The sequence below is a fragment of the Exiguobacterium sp. GL_137 genome (genome assembly GCF_057834585.1).
Genome location: NZ_CM174406.1, coordinates 2,726,686 through 2,746,741, shown reverse-complemented (window position 1 = coordinate 2,746,741; position 20,056 = coordinate 2,726,686). Strand labels below are relative to the sequence as shown.

The 20,056-nt window shown below is 44.4% G+C and carries 16 protein-coding genes; 9 read left to right on the top strand and 7 right to left on the bottom strand.

Features of this window, described 5'->3' with window-relative positions; all coding sequences use genetic code 11:
• Positions 1–668: 668 nt before the first annotated feature.
• The 4 genes from AC3IRK_RS14220 (at position 669) to AC3IRK_RS14205 (ending at position 6,005) form a co-directional block, all read left to right on the top strand.
• Positions 669–926: a hypothetical protein gene (locus AC3IRK_RS14220; protein WP_489170137.1), complete on the top strand. Its 258-nt coding sequence runs from the start codon at positions 669–671 to the stop codon at positions 924–926.
• Between the two features lie 298 nt (positions 927–1,224).
• Complete coding sequence (locus AC3IRK_RS14215; protein WP_489170136.1) at positions 1,225–3,732, top strand: DEAD/DEAH box helicase; 2,508 nt, start codon at positions 1,225–1,227, stop codon at positions 3,730–3,732.
• A gap of 880 nt (positions 3,733–4,612) precedes the next feature.
• A complete protein-coding gene (locus AC3IRK_RS14210; RefSeq protein WP_489170135.1) occupies positions 4,613–5,080 on the top strand; it encodes a GNAT family N-acetyltransferase in 468 nt (155 codons plus the stop codon).
• Positions 5,067–6,005 carry a HEAT repeat domain-containing protein gene (locus AC3IRK_RS14205; protein ID WP_489170134.1) on the top strand — a complete coding sequence of 313 codons (939 nt, stop codon included), beginning with the start codon at positions 5,067–5,069 and terminating at the stop codon, positions 6,003–6,005. The genes AC3IRK_RS14210 and AC3IRK_RS14205 overlap by 14 nt, the downstream gene beginning before the upstream one ends.
• Before the next feature lie 107 nt (positions 6,006–6,112).
• On the opposite strand, the gene AC3IRK_RS14200 is transcribed toward AC3IRK_RS14205, so the two are convergent.
• A complete protein-coding gene (locus AC3IRK_RS14200; protein ID WP_489170133.1) occupies positions 6,113–7,918 on the bottom strand; it encodes an LTA synthase family protein in 1,806 nt (601 codons plus the stop codon).
• Positions 7,919–8,189: 271 nt separating this feature from the next.
• On the opposite strand from AC3IRK_RS14200, the gene AC3IRK_RS14195 reads away from it, so the two are divergent.
• From AC3IRK_RS14195 to wrbA, 3 genes are all read left to right on the top strand, one after another.
• Positions 8,190–10,223, top strand: a complete 2,034-nt coding sequence (locus AC3IRK_RS14195) for an acyltransferase family protein (RefSeq protein ID WP_489170132.1) — start codon at positions 8,190–8,192, stop codon at positions 10,221–10,223.
• A gap of 107 nt (positions 10,224–10,330) precedes the next feature.
• The gene (locus tag AC3IRK_RS14190) at positions 10,331–11,365 is read left to right on the top strand and encodes a DUF2332 domain-containing protein (protein ID WP_489170131.1); all 1,035 of its coding nucleotides are present in this window, start codon (positions 10,331–10,333) and stop codon (positions 11,363–11,365) included.
• A gap of 105 nt (positions 11,366–11,470) precedes the next feature.
• Positions 11,471–12,073, top strand: a complete 603-nt coding sequence (gene wrbA / locus AC3IRK_RS14185; protein WP_131502452.1) for an NAD(P)H:quinone oxidoreductase — start codon at positions 11,471–11,473, stop codon at positions 12,071–12,073.
• A gap of 44 nt (positions 12,074–12,117) precedes the next feature.
• Here the strand turns inward: wrbA and AC3IRK_RS14180 are convergent, their stop codons facing one another.
• Entirely contained in the window at positions 12,118–14,556 is a 2,439-nt protein-coding gene (locus tag AC3IRK_RS14180) for an ATP-binding protein (RefSeq protein ID WP_489170130.1), read from the bottom strand.
• 253 nt (positions 14,557–14,809) lie between these two features.
• Between AC3IRK_RS14180 and AC3IRK_RS14175 the strand changes: the two genes are divergently transcribed.
• Positions 14,810–14,983: a hypothetical protein gene (locus AC3IRK_RS14175; RefSeq protein WP_012371618.1), complete on the top strand. Its 174-nt coding sequence runs from the start codon at positions 14,810–14,812 to the stop codon at positions 14,981–14,983.
• 54 nt (positions 14,984–15,037) lie between these two features.
• Here the strand turns inward: AC3IRK_RS14175 and AC3IRK_RS14170 are convergent, their stop codons facing one another.
• Entirely contained in the window at positions 15,038–16,051 is a 1,014-nt protein-coding gene (locus AC3IRK_RS14170) for a zinc-binding alcohol dehydrogenase family protein (RefSeq protein ID WP_489170734.1), read from the bottom strand.
• A gap of 194 nt (positions 16,052–16,245) precedes the next feature.
• On the opposite strand from AC3IRK_RS14170, the gene AC3IRK_RS14165 reads away from it, so the two are divergent.
• Positions 16,246–16,683 carry a hypothetical protein gene (locus AC3IRK_RS14165; protein WP_489170129.1) on the top strand — a complete coding sequence of 146 codons (438 nt, stop codon included), beginning with the start codon at positions 16,246–16,248 and terminating at the stop codon, positions 16,681–16,683.
• Positions 16,684–16,736: 53 nt separating this feature from the next.
• Here the strand turns inward: AC3IRK_RS14165 and AC3IRK_RS14160 are convergent, their stop codons facing one another.
• The 4 genes from AC3IRK_RS14160 to AC3IRK_RS14145 all read right to left on the bottom strand — a co-directional run bounded on the left by AC3IRK_RS14160 (position 16,737) and on the right by AC3IRK_RS14145 (position 19,839).
• Positions 16,737–17,234 carry a PCYCGC motif-containing (lipo)protein gene (locus AC3IRK_RS14160; protein ID WP_131502449.1) on the bottom strand — a complete coding sequence of 166 codons (498 nt, stop codon included), beginning with the start codon at positions 17,232–17,234 and terminating at the stop codon, positions 16,737–16,739.
• A gap of 93 nt (positions 17,235–17,327) precedes the next feature.
• Positions 17,328–18,245 (bottom strand): metal ABC transporter solute-binding protein, Zn/Mn family, encoded by a 918-nt coding sequence (locus AC3IRK_RS14155; protein ID WP_131502448.1) that lies wholly within the window; start codon positions 18,243–18,245, stop codon positions 17,328–17,330.
• The gene (locus AC3IRK_RS14150) at positions 18,242–19,102 is read right to left on the bottom strand and encodes a metal ABC transporter permease (protein WP_131502447.1); all 861 of its coding nucleotides are present in this window, start codon (positions 19,100–19,102) and stop codon (positions 18,242–18,244) included. The genes AC3IRK_RS14155 and AC3IRK_RS14150 overlap by 4 nt, the downstream gene beginning before the upstream one ends.
• On the bottom strand, positions 19,099–19,839 hold the full coding sequence (locus AC3IRK_RS14145; protein ID WP_131502446.1) for a metal ABC transporter ATP-binding protein: 741 nt from the start codon (positions 19,837–19,839) through the stop codon (positions 19,099–19,101). The genes AC3IRK_RS14150 and AC3IRK_RS14145 overlap by 4 nt, the downstream gene beginning before the upstream one ends.
• Positions 19,840–20,056: the final 217 nt, after the last annotated feature.

The following is a 20,056-nucleotide window of genomic DNA, read 5'->3' as shown; positions in this document are numbered from 1 at the left end:
TATCAAGCTCCTAATGTCCGAATGTTTGATACCCTTTGGCGTCAGATGGACGTTTACTGATTGGCAGTCCGACGTTGAAGAGTTCACGTAGTTTCTGACGCTTTCCCTTTTGTCGAAGGAATCCGGAATCGGTCTCGATAAGGCCCGTAATCAAATGATAAATGTCTTGAACGAGAGTCCTTCTCCTTAGAATAAACGTCCAGCAATCTGTTCAGGAGACCACGTCTCCCGTAACTTTTCTAGAATGCGGAGTCCTTCTTCTAGCGTAAACTTCACCCGTGCACCGCACTTTTTTTCACTCAATATAACGCTGGTTGGCATGGGAAGCACTGTAGTGAGGATTTTATCTCAATTCTTATGAAATCGTAGAGGATTAATGCCCAACGCTCCCGCAATCTTTCGCACAAACCCAACTCATAACGAATCTTCCGTTGAATTTTGTATGGTAAATCTATTCTACACGAGGCCGTTATGGGTTTTTTTGTGTTTTTAATTAGGTTTTACACTTAATATTACAATTTTTCTAAATAAAATAATTGGAAGTTATTCTCTTATAAAGTAAAATGAGAATGAATTTTAAGTTAATGTTAATTATATGGATTTTAAAATGAAAAGTATAATCAAAGAAAATTTTATTTTGAAATTACAAAATATAGAGGAGTTTAAAAATGACACATTTTGAACATCGCATAGAATCTAGAGAAGAACAAACAGATGAATCTGGACAAAATGTTACTATCTTTGAATTAGTAGTTCGTATTAGTGATTCTGTTGACCGAGTATCACTATATCCTATGAAGGTGAAATATGTTAATGGAATGGTTTTACATGATACAAATAAATTGAAAAAAGATTTTTCGAATGTTTCATTAAGAAGAAATTTGATTATGAGCATGAAAAAATTCGTAAAATCACAAGTGATTTAATTGTCAATACAGAAACTTCAACTTTAGATAGAGCTCATTAGATTTTTCGAATTTTTTAATATCATAATTTTTAAAAGCTGATAGAATTCAAAAACAAAGTAGTCATTAAATACCTATTACAACTTAATTTTAAAAATATTTTTTCCTATTTATCTGTAAGTAACAAATAACGTTAAAAACATTTAAGGATAATAAAATAGAACTTTTATTTGATTTTTAATTGTTAATTAGCTTCTGTATATTTACAAGTGATTTTTTCATAAATACTAAATATTTTATACAAAAGGAGATTTTTTTAATGATTGATTTTGGGAATTTATTAGACGAATTTGATAATGATGAGGTAATTTTTCCGAAAGAAATATTTGAAGCTAATATTAGAACTAAGAAGTTTTCTTATCTTAGAGGTGATCAAGAAAAAATCTTGGAAAAATGGTTTAAGAAACGTAATCAAAAAGACAACATAATCAAAATGAATACTGGTGGGGGAAAAACTACAGTTGGGTTATTGCAACTTCAGTCTTCATTAAACGAAGGAATAGGTCCTGCATTATATCTTTGTTTAGACAATCAGCTTATTCATCAAGTAATTCGTGATGCAGAGGGTTTAGGCGTTAAATGTGTAGAAATATCTCATGATAATACATTTCCTGGAGAGTTTTTAAATAGCGAAGCTATATTAGTTACAACTTTTCAAAAACTTTTTAATGCTAAATCAATTTTTGGAATTCAAGGCGATACCTCTAGAGAAATTATTGAATTAGGGTGCATAGTAATTGATGACGCACATTCAGCGCTACTTAAAGCTAAAGAGGCATTCACTCTTAAATTTCCTAGAGAAAACGTAAACTACGATTTAATAGTAAATAGTTTCAAAGATTCATTGTTTGGCCAAGCTATGGGAAGCACGGATGACATTTTAACTGGACGAGATAAATACGGTATATTAATGATTCCTTATTGGTCGTGGATAGAAAAATTACCAGATATAATTGATAAAATTAATAAAGAGGATGAAACAGTTAAATTTAAATGGCAACTTATTAGAGACTATTTAGAACAATGTATGGTATTGGTTTCATATCCTCATGTTGAAATCACTCCTAATTGTTTACCGATTCACATGATCCACGGATATGCAAATGCTCAGAGACGAATTTTTATGTCAGCCACTTTAAATGATGATTCATCACTGATTAAAGACTTTGGAGTACAAAAGCAAGCAATTCTTTCACCTATTCAATCAAGTACATTCAGTGATATTGGTGAAAAACTTATTATAGCTCCTTTCAATGTTGATAGTAGTTTGAACAGTAGTAAATGGGCTACAATTCTTTCGAAATTAGGTAATCATAATATCGTTAGTTTGGTATCTTCTGATAGTAAATCTGAACGTTGGATAAATAATGGTTTTTTGAAACCTACTCCTCAAAATATTAGAGAAGTTTTGAGTAATTTAACTCAGGGACAGGGTGAACATATTGTACTTTCTAATAGGTACGATGGTTTAGACTTGGCAGAAGATGCATGTCACATTCTTGTGATTGACGATCTACCTCAAAGTTCTTCTTTAATAGAACGCTATAGTATTTTTGCTAGGCCGTCTTCTAAAATAATGAATATGAATCAAGCACAGAAAATCGAACAGGGTTTAGGAAGAGCCGTTCGATCTGTTAACGATTACGCGATAATTTTTCTTTTAGGAAGAGACTTAGTTTCTAAATTGTCAAATAAGCAATTCCAAAAATTTATGTCGCCTCAAACAGTTAATCAAATACAACTCGGTAGTAAGGTCGTAGAGTTAATAAAGAAAGATGCAGAAACTCCAGTTAAAGCAATTGGTGGAGCAATGAAGCAAATACTAGATAGAGATCCAAGTTGGATTCAACTTCATAAAAAGCAAATTAGTAAAGTTTCTAATATTGAAATAGATGACAATCTTGTTTCTATATCAGAGATAGAAACAAGAGCATTCAAACAAGCCATCTCTGGGCAATACTTACAAGCTTCAGAAACTATCAGAACCAATATTAAAATACTTTCAAATTCTTCTGAAGCTGAAGAGGGTTGGTATGCTCAATTAGCAGCATCATATCTGTATAAAATTGATCGGCAAAAGTCTATGGAACTGCAGTTATTTGCGCATAGTAAAAATTCTTATTTATTAAAGCCGCCTCTTGGAGTTAATTATAGAAAATTAACTACAAAAACTACTATGCAAGCATCAAAAATTAAGAAATTCATTTCAGAATTTTTAGAGCCGAACTCTATAATATTGAAAATCAATTCGATATTAGAAAACTTGCTATTTGCACAAGATTCGTCAGCGGCATTTGAAAAAGCATTTTCTGAATTAGGAAATTGTTTAGGATTTGAAGCACATCAACCGGATAAAGAGTTCAGTATAGGTCCTGATGTTTTGTGGAATCTTTATAATGATGAGTATTTAATAATTGAAGCTAAAAACGAAGTTGATTTGTCTAGGAAGGAAGTCTACAAGTCAGAAACTGCTCAAATTTCTGAAGGTATGAATTGGTTTGAGCAAGAATATGCCAATAAGATAGGAATACCTGTTCTGATTCATCCGACAAATAAACTTCATAAAGAAGCATTTGGTCCTCCTAGTTTAAAGTTTTTAACAAATGATAAATTACAAATGTTTAAAGAGAATGTTAGAGGATTTTATGGGAAATTAGCTACTAGATCTTTAGAGCAATGGGATTTAAGAGATTTAACAATCGAACTAAAAAATTATCAACTAGATAGTCAAAGTATAAAAAATTACTTTATTTTAAAAAATAACTAAATACACATGTATTTATTAAAAAATGTAAGAGACTTCAGTGAGTGAATGAAACTTGTATGAACCACATTTTTTACAGAATTTCAGAGCGACTTCTTTCCTTGTCGAAAAGTTATAACACGTAACTTCGCTCGAAGTTTTCGTCAAATCGACTTTACAGTAGTATTTTATAGTGGAACGGACTATTCATTCAGATTAGGTTTGTTGTCTAAAAGCGATTGTCTCTGATCATATACGGTGTTTTTTAATTAAGCAGATCAATAATCGTTGGTGCGATATCGATTTGTCCATCGTTTTCTTAATAACTCGACCATTGTGTTGGTCGGGTTATTTTGATAAAAAGTGGTACACGTCGTTCTAGCTCGAACGCCGCAATAGGTGACATGATCTTGTTTTTCTTATGTATCTCGCTGTCTTTGTTTATTGATCCATTGCCATGATTATTATAAAAGATAACAATTGACTGATTCCGTTTCTTTAGCTCCTTAATCATCTTTCTAACGACGGTATAGACTTAATGAACTGTCTGTCAATAACAACACAACATTAAAAACTATACTTAAACAATTTTAACGTTAGATTTTTATTGATTTCATAAGGCGTAAGACTCGTCAAGACGAATAAAAAAGAGGAAAACGATTCCTGAAATATTTTCATACGCTTAATTAATTCTAAGAAAAACTATCAATTGTTTAATGTCATACAAATTTTTTCGTTATAAGCCAAAGGAATATTAAAATTAAAAACTAAGATAAATCATGAAAGGTCGAAATCTATGAAGAAGAATGCAAAAATCACAATTGATCCTTTAAGAAATCAATCTATAGATATCGTCAATAATGTAAACGAATCCTTTCCAATCGTTGGTAGGGTTATACCATGTTTGATTGAAGGAGTCTGGACTTACGAAGAACAGTTATACGAGACTCTATCTGAAACACGTTTTCCGGATGACCATCTCGACTGGTTTACTTATATCGACAGCAGTGAAAAAATCGTCTTGTTAGCCTTTCATGAAGACACGTGCATCGGACAGATCCGTCTCGTCAAAGACTGGAACCGTTTTGCCTATATCGAAAACATCGCCGTCAAAAAAGATTTCCGGAAAAGCGGTGTCGGTCACTTATTGCTTGAAGCAGCTGAAACCTGGGCGAAAGAACAGTCGTTAATCGGCTTATCGCTTGAAGCACAAAACGATAACTTGATTGCCTGCCGTTTTTACGTCAAAGAAGGATTTGTCCTCGGCGGTGTGGATACGCTGAAACAGTTTGCTAACCCGAAGATTGATTTGACATTGTACTGGTATAAAATTTTTCAACAAACTGAAGGAATTGCTGATGAACAAGGATGAATTGATTGCATTAGCGGAACAGATGTCGATCGACGAGTATGTGTACGATGAAGAACGGGGTTATTACACGAGTGAAGGTTCGCCGTCTGACTTGGCGTATGAAATAGCACGTCGCTTTCAGGATGTTCAAATGCTTCCTGTTTTAATGGACCTGCTTGAACAGACTAAACGGTTGGACATGAAACAGCGTTTCTACTTTATGCTTGGGACGATTGGTACGAACACAGGCGACGTCCGTGTTGCTGATTTATTGTTAGAACGGCTGGCACAAGAGACGAAGCCGACACTGATTGTCAAAATCCTTGATGAACTGGCGAAACAGGAACGGGTACATGACGCGACTGATATCATCAAGTATGTCGAGGATTCCCGTTCGGCTATTCGAAATTCGGCGATTGATGCACTCGGCTCCTGTCGGGGTGCTTTAGCAGAAGATGCGTTAATTCGATTCATTACAACCTCCACCGATTCATTTGAAATCATGAGTGCGAATTTTGTATTGGCAACGATTGGGACAGAGCGGGTGATTCCACATCTGTTACCGCTCCTTGATCATCCGAAAGGTGATGTCCGGCACTCGGCGCTGAATGCCATCAGTGAACTTGGAGACGACTCGTTCCTGCCGCTGTTTATAAAAGGCTTGAAGGATCGGTCAGTCGACGTCAAGGCGTATGCCTTGCTCGGAATTGCAAAACATGGGGATGCATCTGCTATTCAGCCGATCATTAAACGAGTGAAAACGATGCTCAAGCGAAAGCGACAGATTCAAAGCGACGAGATCTTGGTCGCATTCCGTTTTTTGAATCGTTATCGACACTCGGACAAGACGATCCCGGAGTTATTTGACTGGATCATCACGAAAAGATGGGATGTCTTGTTTGAAGAGGAACAGCAGTGGTTGACGGAAAATTGGACATCTCACTAAATGATCCGTTCAAAACGGATGGACTAAAGCATATAAAAGGAGGATCCGGACTCAATATCCGGCTCCTCCTTTAGTGTTGCAACGATCATTTGATTCGGATGATTGGTTCAGTCTTGCTCTAATCCATTCTTTTCGATGATCGCATCCGACAGACGCAAATCTGTTCGTACTTGTTTCGTTTGCGACTGGCACATCTCACGGTCGACCTGTTTTTTCGTCGAGACGTCATAACAGATGCCGTTGCCGGCTTTTTCCGTCAGATTCGCTTCGTAATAGTAGTCCTTGTAACGGAACGAGCCGTCGCGGAAAGCGGTGAGATTCGGTTCATCATCGAGCAGGGAGTTGCCCATCATATACGGGGACTCGAGATTGAGTAAATCAACAATTGTCGGAGCGATATCGATTTGTCCGCCATTCTCTTGGATGATTTGTCCCGTGTTTTGATGTGGTTTTTTGATGAACAACGGCACTTGGCGGTCGAGGACGAAGGCGTCGACAGCATTGTCGATTTTCGCTTTTTGTTGCATCTCACTGCCTTCGTTCGTCAAGCCGCTGTCATGATCGCCGTAAAAGATGACGAGTGTATCGTCCCACATGTCTTTTGCCTTCAACTCCTTGACCATCTGCCCGACGGCTTCGTCGACATAATGGACGGTCTGGTAATAGCCTCTTAACATCGGATCGTCATAACCGGACAAGTCGAGTTGCCGTTCGTCTTTTGGTATCTCGTATGGCGTATGACTTGTCAAGGCGACAAGGAAGGAGAAGTACGGTTCTTTCAGCATTTCCATATGTTTAATCGATTTTGTGAAAAACTGTTTGTCATTCAGGGCCATGCCGATTTTCTTTTGTTTCGGATAATCATCTTGGCTGAAAAAATGTTTGAAGCCGATATTTTGATAGACCTGATCGCGGTTCCAAAAGCCTTTTTCATACGCATGCATGGCAGCTGTGTCGTACCCGTTCGTACGCAACAGGTCCGGCAGCGCGTTAAACTCGTTGTCCGGGAACCGGGTGTAGACGGAACCGGATTTTAACGGATAAAGCGACGTATTCGTAATGAATTCGGCGTCCGAAGTCCGTCCTTCGTGTGTCTGGTGGTAAAACGACGAGAAGTACAATGATTCCTCTTTCAGTTTGTTTAAATTCGGAGTTAAGGTCTGACCGTTCACTTGTTGGTCGATGACAGATGCCTGAAACGATTCGAGCTGCACTAAAATGATGTTTGGTTTTTTCGTGGCACCACTCGTGTCGGAAGTTTTCGTTTCGTCGATCTGTTGTTGTTCCGACGTGGTCAACGCTTTGTCCGGCGCAATGGCGCCTTGGATGCCGCGCAACAAATCAATGCCGTGATACCCCCAAAATCCGAGCTGGTAATAGTCGCGCATGTCGGACACGGACCGGCTGAGCCGTTGATCTTCTTTGACGACGCTGTATGTGACCGGAGCCGCAAACAGAACCATACCGGCAAGGAAAGCGAGTCCGGCCGTTTTTCGGCGTGTCTTTTTCGCGACGGCAAATGTCCGCTTTCGCATGAAGAACAAAAAGCCGATGAAAATCAGACTGTCCGCAAACAACAGGAAGTCCGATGGCAGAATCAAGGCAGCAAAACCGCTGCTGACATCTCCCATCTGCATCATCTGTGACATGAGCGAAACGGACAGGAAGTCGTCAAAGTAACGGTAATACCACATATCGGAAATCAGTAAAAAACTGTTGGCGATGAGAAGGGCGAGCCAAATCCAGCGGCGTTTTTGCCAGTCGATTAATAGGGTCCAACTCGACAGCACCAGCATACCGCCGAGATTCATGAAAAAGAGATCGAGCGGAAAAGCCGTATCGGTATAAAAACTAAACAGCACGAATTTTAACGTGCCCAACAATAAATAAAACGCGTAACCGAGTACAATCATGATTTGCTCCTAACGTTCGTCATAGTCTTGAAATAGTCTATACCCTGAAGCGAATGAGAACGAACGTTTGAGTCGGTCGTTATGTGCTGTGCATTTGAAAAAGCCGGGATTCAAGCAGTGAAGGAGAAAAGAAACATCGAAATAATAGGAATGTTATAGATTTTATAAGTAATTTACATTAGGATGAATTGGTGCGTATTTAATGTTTGAGGGAATTTTTTCAATTTCAGTCGTCCCGTCATGAATCAAAAAGTATAGGAGCTAATGTAAAATGAATCAACTGAATCAAAAAGAAGTGCCGCAACAAAAACTCATTAACACCAAAAGCCAGTTCCGGCCTGAAATCGAAGGGTTGCGTGTCGTTGCTGCCTTACTGGTCGCAGTCTATCATATCTGGTTCAACCGCGTATCGGGCGGTGTCGATGTGTTCTTCGTCATCTCCGGATTCCTGATCACGACGTCGATTATCTCGACGATTAACCGGACCGGTGAATTCCGCTTTTTGCCGTACGTCACGAAACTGATTAAACGGTTACTGCCGTCGGTCCTGTTCATTTTAGCCGTCGTCCTCGTTCTCAGTTCATTTTTACTGCCGCAATCGATTTTAGAGAAAACGATTCGTGAAGTCGTCGCCTCGATGTTCTTCTATCAAAACTGGCAACTCGCCATCTCGAGTACGGATTATCTGGATGCGAGTCAGATGAAATCGCCGGTCGAACATTTCTGGGCACTGTCGATTCAAGGTCAGTTCTATATGATTTGGTTTATTCTGTTCTCATTCATCTTATGGATGGTCAAAAAGTATACGATTAAAAACGTCAAACCGATGATCAATACGATTTTAGGGGTGTTGTTCGTCACATCGTTAAGCTATTCGATTTATTTAACGGAAGTCAACCAGCCGTGGGCGTATTTCATCACGATGACGCGCGTTTGGGAATTTGCGTTAGGCAGCCTGCTTTGCATCAACCTGTCGTCCATCCATGTTCCGAAATGGATGGCGACTTTGATGGGCTGGCTCGGTCTGGTTGGTCTTGTCCTGACCGGGATTCTCTTTAACGTCTCGCAAATGTTCCCGGGCTACATCGCCTTGTGGCCGATGACATGTGCGTTGTTCATCGTCCTGTCCGGAACGCGCGACACGACGTTCGGCATCAAACGTTTCCTCGGATCAAAGCCGATGGTCAAACTCGGAGGCATTGCGTTCGGGATTTACCTCTGGCACTGGGTCCTGCTGGAGTTTTACCGGTACAACGTCCAGCAGACACCGGGCTTCCTGATGGGAACTGCCATCATCCTGTCGGCGATTCTTCTGTCGTACCTGATGACGGAATTTATTGAGAAACCGATCCGCAGTGCAACAGTCGACCGGTCCGCTTTCAAGAAGCTCGGCATCATGATGAGCATCAACGTTTTGTTGATCGGTTCACTGATCGGACTCAAGTATTTCGAAGAGCAGGAATTAAAGAAGGGTGTCAGCGCAAACGATTATCCGGGAGCGATCGCGGTCAAGAATCCGGATCAAACGCCGGAGCGCGATCCGTTTCCGTCCTATGCCAACGTCTTTGATGACCTGCCGCTCGTCCACACCGACGGCAGTAATCAGGGACTGAGCAAAAGTGATGTCAAAGTCGGCGAATACGGCGAAACGAAAAACTATATCGCAACGATTGCCCTCGTCGGCAGTTCGCACTCGGAGCAATGGTTCGGAGCGATTCATGAAGCCGCAAAAGGTGAGAAGTACCGGATCTTGAATATCACCCGTTCCGGAACACGCTTCTCGACCGGCTACGACGATAACGTCTTAAAGGGTATCTGGAATCAAAACGTCCTCGACTATTTGAAGGATGCCGATGTCGATCTGATCATCTCGCACGTCACGGCAGCGGATGCGACGAAAGATAAGATTCATCAACAGATGGTCGATCAAATGCAATACGTCAAAGACGAGTACGGCATCGACGGTCTGGCACTGCGGGATAATCCGCGTTACAGCTTCAACGTCCTCGAGTCGCTCGAGACGACGAGCATCGAAGAGACGACGAAGAAGATGAATGCCGAAGTCAACCAACGTGATGGAGCGTATTGGAAAAACTTCGAAAAAACGAACAAATCGCTCTACAAACTTGACTTGACGGATTACTTCCGCGTCAACGGTGAATTCCGTCCGGTCATCGGGAATGTCGTCATCTATCGTGATATCAGTCATATGACGAATTCATATGCTGAAAGTTTCGGACCGGTCTTCAAACAGAAACTGAATGAAGTCGTGACGGATATCCTGAAGAAAAAAGAAGAAAAGTAAGAACTGAAACACTTCCGCTTATGGGTGGAGGTGTTTTTTGTAGAGAAAACAGTTCTTTGGAATAATTTGGGGAATACAACAGGGAACGTACAAAGGGGGAACTACACATGACAGAAACAGAACTCGCACAACGTTTTCAAACGTTTGCGGAACGGGAGTGCCGCGACTCCAGTCCGTTATACGAATACTTATCACTCGAGATTGCGAAAAACCCGGAAATTCTCGCATTATGCCAACACGCACGTGACGGTCAGCCGGTTCCGAACCTGTTATTTGGTGCCGTCCATTATCTGTTGTTAAAAGGCGTCGGTCATCCGCTCGCCGCGTATTATCCAAGCGTGACTGAACGGCCAAAACCGTTTACAGATGCCTTTGCCGATTTTCAGTCATTTTGCGCGACATATGAAGTCGAGTTGATTCCGCTCCTGGCACATCGTCTTGTCCAAACGAATGAAGTTCGGCGCTGTACGTATCTCTATCCGGTATTCAGTCAGATTCATCAACAGACACAGAGACCGCTCGCTCTACTTGAGATCGGGACGAGTGCCGGCTTACAGCTGCTGTTTGATCAATACAGCTACGCGTACGGAAACGGGGAAGTCGTCGGGAACCCGGCATCGCGTCTGCACTTGACGTCGGTCATCGAAGGAACGGAAACGCCGGCCGTGGCACAAACGCCGCCGCCGGTCGCAAGCCGGATCGGACTTGATCTGAACATCGTCGACTTACATGATGCCGATGAACAGTTGTGGCTGAAAGCACTGATTTGGACGGAGCACCGGGAACGGCTCGAGATGTTCGAGGCGGCAGCGCGTTACGTAGAAGAGTACGCGCTGGAACTCGTCGAAGGGGACGGAGTGAAGTTGTTGCCGCTCTATGCAGCACAGACACCGGACGATAGTATCCTCTGTATTTTCCATACGCATGTTGCGAACCAGATGCCGCTCGCGGTCAAAAAAGAATTGCTGCAGGTCGTCGGGGAAATCGGGCGGACGCGTAATCTCTATCACGTCTACAACAATGTCCAGGACCGTTACCTGCATCTCGATGCCTACATCGACGGTGTGTTGACGGAACAGACTATTGCCGAGACGGACGGACACGGTCGCTGGTTCAAATGGCTCGTGACACAAAAAGTATAAAATTATCTTGGATTCAAAGGAAAGGCGTTACTTTATCCAAAAAACGGGAAAAGACGACATGTACATCCATCGTCCGTCACTGTTTTCGAAAAAAGGAGCGAAGTCATGTCTAATGTGAAACTGGCTGTCATCTATTACAGTTCGACCGGAACCAATCATCAACTCGCCATGTGGGCGAAAGAATCAGGAGAAGCCGCCGGTGCTGAAGTCCGTCTTGCGAAAATCAAGGAGACGGCACCGGCAGAAGCAATTGCCTCGAATCCACTTTGGCAAAAACATACCGATGCTACGCGTGACATCGAGGAAGCGACACCCGACTTGCTTGACTGGGCAGATGCGATCATCTTCAGCGTCCCGACCCGTTACGGACACGTTCCTGGACAATTCCAGCAATTCCTCGATACGACAGGTGGTCTTTGGGGACAAGGGAAACTCGTCAATAAAGTCGTCAGTGCCATGTCGTCTGCGCAAAATCCGCACGGTGGTCAGGAAGCGACAGTTCTTGCTGTTTATACATCGATGTTCCATTGGGGTGCGATCGTCGCAGCACCAGGGTATTCGGATCCGGTCCTGTTCGCAGCAGGCGGAAACCCGTACGGAACAACGGTCACTGTCGACCAGGACGGAAACATGGTCGAATCGGTTGAACCGGCTGTTCGTCACCAGGCGAAACGGACGGTCGATATCGCAAGCCGTATTAAAGGATAAGCAAAAACCGCGCCGTTCCGCAAGGGAACTGGCGCAGTTTGTTGTTATAACGGTGGCATCGGATTAAGCGGTAAGTCGACGGTGAAGGTCGAACCTTGTCCTTCGATTGATTCGACATGGATTTCGCCATCATGGGCACGGGCAATTTCGCGACAAATTGATAACCCGAGTCCTGTTCCACCGATTTTTCGGGTATCCGAATTATCGACACGATAAAACTTTTGGAACAGTTCGCTCATCGCGGAAGCAGGAATTCCGATTCCGTGATCGGTAATCGCGATGGTTACCCGATTAGTGTGTTCCGTTAAACGAACTTCAATTGAGCCGCCTGCTGGAGAATACTTAATCGCATTGTTAATCAAGTTTCCAAACAGCTGACGAATCTTTTTCGTATCGGCCTCAATCAAGAGCGACGAAACGTCAGTCAAGATGCGAATAGTATGTGTAGAAGATGAAAGACTATGAAGTTGCTTCAAATCCTTCAGCATCGCGAGTAGATCAAACGGTTCGAATGTGTACTGCTGACGGTTGGCTTCCATCCGTTGCAGGTCGAGGAAGTCGTTGATTAACAATGACAGTCGTTCGGTTTCCGAATGGACCGCTTTCAGATATTTTTTTTGACGATGTGGAGGGAGATCCCGTTGAATCATCAACTCGGTGAATCCATAAATCGAAGAGAGCGGTGTCCGTAATTCATGGGAAATTGTTGAAACGAGTTCGTTTTTAATTCGGTCAATTTCGACTTCATTCGTCACATCACGTAAAACGAGAAGAATCCCGCGGAATTTTCCGCCGTAATGGATTTCTTCCGAGTATGTCTTGATGAAACGTTTTTCACGATCGATCGAAAAGGTAATACCTTCTCCGGTTTCACGATTAATGAATGTTTGGTGCAGATATCGTTCGAATTCAGAGAGCTGATCCACTCGATTTTTCAGATAGGTGATCGAGTCATCGATTTCAATCAACCATTCTGCTTTCGAGTCGACGGCAGATGGATGATCGAATAAATCGAGTAACGGACGATTGATTAATTGAATCGGTCCGTCGGGTTCGATGTAGACAATCGATTCGCGGATCGAGTTCAACAAGCGGGCTGTTTTTTCCCGTTCCCGTCCAATCTCATCAAACGTCCGCATCCGGAGTAACGATAAGGCCAGCTGACGTGCAAAGGCAGCAAGCTCCTCTTGTTCCTGCGGGTCAAATGGATGATGGAGGCGCATCAGGTAGATATAGGCAATGATCTCATCGGTGCTGGCATCAAGAACCGGTGTGACGGCAATCGCGCGTTGGGCAAACTGAGTGGTGTGCGGGACTTTATCCTTTCGTGCTCGACGGATGACAGGTTCGATCGTCGCAATTAAATCGTCTTGTTCTTGTTCCGTCAGACCGTAGGAAATGATATTCGTCACCGTTGTTCCTTCCTTAAAGATCAAGGAACCGTTCGTTGAATCGGTAATCTCGACCATCTTTTCGATGACGGCCGGATAAGCGGTGACTGTGTCACGGGAAGCAAGAGTTTCCGTCAGCTGATTCCGGATTTTCAAGTGTGCTTCGTTCCGTAAAGTGATTCGCAACGCTTGTTCTAAATTATCATTGGATGACATCAACCGGTGTTTATTGTCGGTCAGGGCCGTCGCCATTTGATGAAAAGATTTGCTGAGCTCACCGATTTCATCGGTCCGATTCATGGGAATCAGCGGTGCGGTATGTTGCCCTTGGGCAAGCAGTTTACTTTCTTTACTGAGGAGCTGGATTTGACGTGTCGTCCGTGCGATGAACGGTCGAATGATCAACAGAATGACAAGGAACAGGACCAACAGATTGATGAGCCAAATCCACTCCGCGTATTTCGTTTGTTTGATCAGTTTCTCTTTTGCCATTTCTTCTTTCGCCTGGAGACTCATCCGGTAACTGGTGAAGACACTCTCCATCGTATTAACGCTTTTGCGCATCGTTTCACTGTTCGATGCATTCATCTTGAACTTCCGGTTCGGATCCCGCTTGACCTGCGGCATCATCGATTTTAAACTCGGCATCTGTAAAAACGTTTCGTCCACGGTACCGTCCTGTTTGGCTTTGACATATTTAATCAGGCTCGGCATGACGAATGTCGTGTAGGACGTGTACAGGGAGCGGACATCAGACGCGTAAATCTGATCCGCTTGATATTTTCCGTTTTTCTCGAACCATTTGGTTTGCTGTTCAAGAGATGATTTTTTTTCATTAATGGTTTCAAGAACGGCGTCATCACCGAAGACGATATATCCGCGCATTTCATATTGTAAGGACTGCCAATCGTCCCATAAGGACGTCGCCCGTTCCTGCCGTTCACTGATCGCATCGAGACTTTTCTTGGCGCTCATCACCTGATGATTCGTATAAAAGTAAGCGGCAATCGAAGAGACTGATAACGTGATCAGTATAAGGTAAAAAGCGGACATGATTTGCCGGCTGATTTTTTGATTGAACCATTTTTTCATATGATTGTGGATGCCCCTTTGCTTCAGCGTTCCGTATTGAACATAGATGTAATTACTATACTTATTTCTTACCGTAATCGTACATTTTTTAGACTCAGAAATACAGTGTTATTAGAAAATTATCTTAAATACAAGAAATTCATACCAGAAAGTGCTAAATCAAGGGTAAGGATTAAGAAGTTGAAGGGCAGATGTCCTTTGGCAGGAAGAATGCAGAAGTATTAACATTTTGAAATGAAAGGGGAGAAGAAGGATGAATTATCGATTTTTAGCGGTGCTGTTCGCAGCGGATGCTGCCATCCTCATTATCGGAGGAATGTTGCTGCGCGATACATTTCAGTACGCACCGGTCATCGGCTGGGCGGGAGGACTCCTGTCATTGTTTGCGGCCATCGTCTTTTCAATGAAACGTCAAAAAAGCAGATAATCGAAAAACAGGATGTTCTTTCTCTTTTCGAGAAGAACGTCCTGTTTTTTTAGATTAATGCTGTTCGACGACAATCTTACCAATCGTCTTGCCACTTTCGACGAGACGGTGGGCTTCTTTTAAATTCTCTGCATTCAGTCCGATCAACGTCTGAGTGACAGTCGTCTCAAGTGTTTCTTCCTCGAGCCAAGTCGCGATGCGGGTCAGAATTTCATGTTGGCGAATCATGTCCGGTGTCCCGAACAGGGAGCGGGTGAACATGAACTCCCAGGCGAAAGTGGCACTCTTTTGTTGCAAAGCGCTGAGATTGAGTGCCTGCTCCGTCTCGACGATACTGCAGATGGTCCCTTGCGGTGTGATGACATCGACCATCGCATCAAAATGCTGATCGGTCGCATTCAGACAAAAAATGTAGTCGACGTACGAATAACCGAGTTGTTCGAGTTGTTCCCGGAAATCTTTGTGGTGGTTAATCGTATGATGGGCGCCGTGTGCTTTCGCCCAGTCAATCGTTTCCGGACGGGAAGCGGTCCCGATGACGGTCAGGCCGGCATGGTTCGCAAGTTGTGTCGCGATCGATCCGACACCGCCTGCTGCACCGATGATTAGAATCGTCTTCTCGAGATTTGATTTGGCATCAAACGTGATATGCATCCGGTCAGTTAAAGCTTCGTAAGCCGTCAAGGCAGTGAGGGGAAGCGCCGCCGCCTCGCTGAACGTCAAACGTTCCGGCTTCTTCGCAACAATCCGTTCGTCGACGAGCTGGAATTCACTGTTGGAACCGGGACGATTGATGGCACCGGCGTAGTAGACTTCATCCCCGACGGAAAAGAGGGAGGCGTGATCACCGACTTCAACGACGACGCCGGCTGCATCATAGCCGATGATTTTCGGTTCCTGTTCGTCCGCGCCCTTAGCCCGGACTTTCGTATCGACCGGATTGACGGAAACGGCTTTAATTTCGACTAGCAGATCGTGTCCTTTTGCGACGGGACGTTCGATTTCAAGATCAATCAGACTGTCGGCTTCCGTAATCGGTAAATGTTTGTGGAATCCAATGGCTTTCATCTGTTGCATGACAAAACATCCTTTCAGAGATAAGTATCTTTTGAACTTTTCCACGCGTCATGAAAAACGAAACCCGTCCAAAATTAGAAAACCTGTTTCCTTCCTGTAAGGTCCATGCGTTGAATTGGAAATTTGTAGTAGAATGCAGGTAGTAGAATGCAGAGTGTAGATCTTATTAAAAGGAGTCGAATTGTATGCATGATGTCATTTCTTTTCCGGCTGCCCCGACACAATCGATCATTGAACAGTATTTAGTCCATGCGCATCCCTATCCCCGTTCGTATCAACCGGCGAAATTGATTGCGCTTCGACGGGAACGAGGGGTCATGAACCGGTTGTACCGAACAGAACGGGAACTGGTTCTCCGTCCGAGCGAATCGGTTGCTCCGCAAGTCCAGCGCCTGCCGCTTGAGCAACAACAGCGTTTGATTGGTTATATGGAAGCCCGAAAAAATAGTTTCGGGTTTGACGAGGCCGAGACATACAAATTTTATCTGCTCGAAATCGCTTATGAATTACGGCATCTTCCGCGGACAAGTCAACCGCTTCGGGCACATACGTATTATCAGCTGGAGGAATTGCTGTCCGGTAAACCGTTTGTTCTCCATGCGACGGCTCGCCGACCAGGATAAGTCTTTACTCCAAAGAAAGCTGCCTCGACGTGATGTCGAAGTAGCTTTTTGATTTAGAGGGCCGTTGTCGGTGTCGGCTTGGCACCCGTCTTTGCATAGGCCGCATCAATGTCAGCACGGATTTGTTTGACCGGAGTATCTTGTTGGTAAGCGACGATTGATTGGGCGGCGATATCGAGACACGTTCCGCACGTAATGCCGTGTGTCGTCCAAGTCGTTTTTCCATCTGCTGTTTGATCAGCGATGAAGCAATCATAGTTACTCGTGTGTCCGGCCGATTCCCCGCACCCGCAATAACACGGCATCTTTTCCAACAGATCCTGATGTTTGGCGACAGACAGGTAAATCGTCTGAATCGAAGAATCCGTTTCTTTTAAGAACGCCGGTGCAATCGCCGGCGACGTCGTCTGTTCCAGCTGATCGGCACTTGTGTGCGTCGCATGGGCCTCGTGGTCAGTATGCGGCGCACTCTTTTGTTCCGTCTGTCCGCACGCACCGAGGGCAAGCGTCGCCGACAGTGTCATGATCATCCATCCGGTTTTTCCAGGCATCTTCATTCCTCCATCACTCGTTGATTCTTTCCTTAGTATACGGTGGAAGGTTCAACGGCAGGTAAGGAGGTAATGGCAATTCGATGACAGTTCTTATCGCGTTAACTGTTGTTCGATTGTCTCGAAGTTCGTTTCCATCATCGTCAAGTATGTTGAGGCGTCTGTTCCTTTTGCCCCGAGGGAATCGGTGTAGAGGGTTCCGCCGATCGGAATGCCGGTTTCACGGGAGACCGTCTCCATGCTGCGCCGGTCGACACTCGTTTCGACGAACAGCACCGGAATGTCCTGTTGTTTGATTAAATCAACAATCCGCCGGACTTGGTCGGGCGTCCCTTGGTTATCGGAATTGATTTCCCAAATATAATCCGCTTTAAAATCATAGGCAGAGCTGAAATATTTAAAGGCGCCTTCACTCGTAATCAGATGACGTTCGGCATCCGGTATCGCAGTAAAGCGTTCTTTTGCTTTCATGTCGAGTGTTTGCAGTTCTTTAACATAATCCGACGCATTTTTCTCATAATCCGCTTTGTTCGCCGGGTCTTCTTTAATCAATGCGTCTTTGACATTTTCAACGTATTGGATGCCATTGCTGAGATCGAGCCAGGCATGCGGGTCGGTTTCCTGTTCCTTTCCGGCTGCCGTCAAATACTTTGGTTCGACCCCTTTACTTAAAGCATAGACCGGAGCATCCTTCTCGTCCTTATTCGTACTCGAGCGGAGTTTATTGAACCAGGATCCGCCGGCTTCGAGATTCAGACCGTTGTAAAAGACGACATCGGCATCCGCCATCTTCCGGACATCGGTTGGCAACGGCTCGTATTCGTGCGGATTTTTGCCGATCTTGACCATGCTGTGGACGTCGACGTGTTCACCGCCGACGACCCGGGTCATGTCTTCTAAAATCGAATAGGTCGTAACGACTTGTATTTTGCCGTCGTCGGCAGAATCGGTAGAACAGCCGGCCAGCAAAACGGCGAGACCGGCTAAGGGGATGAATCGTTTGAAGGTCATGGCGTGAGCTCCTTTTTCGGTAATTTCCATTTCCGGAGCAATCCGTGGCGCGGTGAGAAGATGAAGACCAGCGCAAACAAGGCGGTCGCGACCAAGACGATCGAGGCTCCGGACGACAGGTTATAGGTGAAGCTGAAGTATAGACCGACGACGGAAGAAATCGTCCCGAGACCGGCAGACAGAAAAATCATCCGCGACAACCGGTTCGTTAACAGATAGGCGGTCGCCGCCGGTGTAATCAACATCGCGACGACGAGAATGATACCGACTGTCTGAAGCGATGCGACCGTGACGAGCGTCAACATCGTCATCAGCAGGTAATGAATTAATCGGGTCGACAGACCATATGCTGCTGCCATCGTCGGATCAAATGAGGTGACAAGCAATTCTTTGTAGAATAGAAAAATTGCCCCAAGGACAATCAGACCGATGGCGAGCGTCATCCACATATCGCTTGGACGGACGGCAAGGACGTTTCCGAACAGAATATGGTACAGGTCGCTGCTGCTGCGTAAAAAAGAAATCAGGATGATCCCGAGCGCAAAGGCTGACGTAAATAAAATGCCGATGGCCGTGTCATTTTTAATCCGGCTGTTTTGACTGACGAAACCGATCCCGAGTGCGGTCAGAAGACCGGTCGCGACGGCGCCGATGAAGAAGTTAATCCCAAGCAGGTACGAGATGGCGACACCCGGCAGGACAGCATGGGAGATCGCGTCCCCCATCAGCGACATCCCGCGTAAAATGATGAAGCAGCCGATGACACCACAGATGATGCCGACCATAACGGACGTCACAAGTGCTTTCTGGAGAAAATCATATTCGGTCAAAGCTTGAATGAAATCAAGGACATTCATGACGAAACCTCCACTTTCTGAAGGAAGGCAAGCGGATTGCCGTATGCGCCTTCGATGATATGCGGCTGCAGGACATCGGTTGGCGGACCTACTGAAATGACCCGTCGATTGAGGAGTAACAGTGTATCAAAGTAATCGGCCGCCTTACTTAAGTCGTGGTGGACTACGATGATTGTCTTTCCTTCCTCACGCAACGTGCGTAACAAGTCGATGATGACTCCTTCACTGCCGGCATCAACGCCGACGAACGGTTCGTCGAGCAATAACAGGTGGGCTTCCTGCGCTAAGGCACGGGCCAAAAAGACACGTTGTTGTTGACCGCCGGACAGTTCCCCGATTTGACGGTCAGCGTAATCGAGCATCCCGACCCGTTCGAGGCAGGAGCGGGCATGCATCCGATGGTGCTTCGTCGGACGCTTGAATAGACCAAGTTGTGGAAAACAGCCGATCAGAACGGCATCGATGACGCGGATCGGAAAATCCCAATCGATCGCACTGCGTTGCGGGACATAAGCGACCTGCGTCCGAGCCTCTTTCATCGATTGACCAAGCAAACGGATCGTAGTTGCTTCTGCCGGAATCAAGCCCATGATTGCTTTGATGAAGGTTGATTTCCCGGCACCGTTCGGACCGATGATTCCAATGAGTTGACCCGGCGTGAAGCGAACCGACACTTTTTCTAAGGCGATGTTTTCGAAATACGAAACGTTTAATTGTTCTACTTCTATTGCGTACATGTGAAGACACTCCTTTCAACTGCTTGAATTTTAGTGTGAAAACAAATGTTTCCTTAGGGAAAGAAAAAGTCTAAAAAAAGAGATTGCCTTATCGCATCTATTGTTCTACGAACTAATAATGTTTCCTTTAGGCAAATTTTAAGGTGAGACGAAATAAATGTCAACTGCTTTCGTAGAAGTGCTTTTGAAAACATCGTGCTAAGATGGAAGAGGAGAA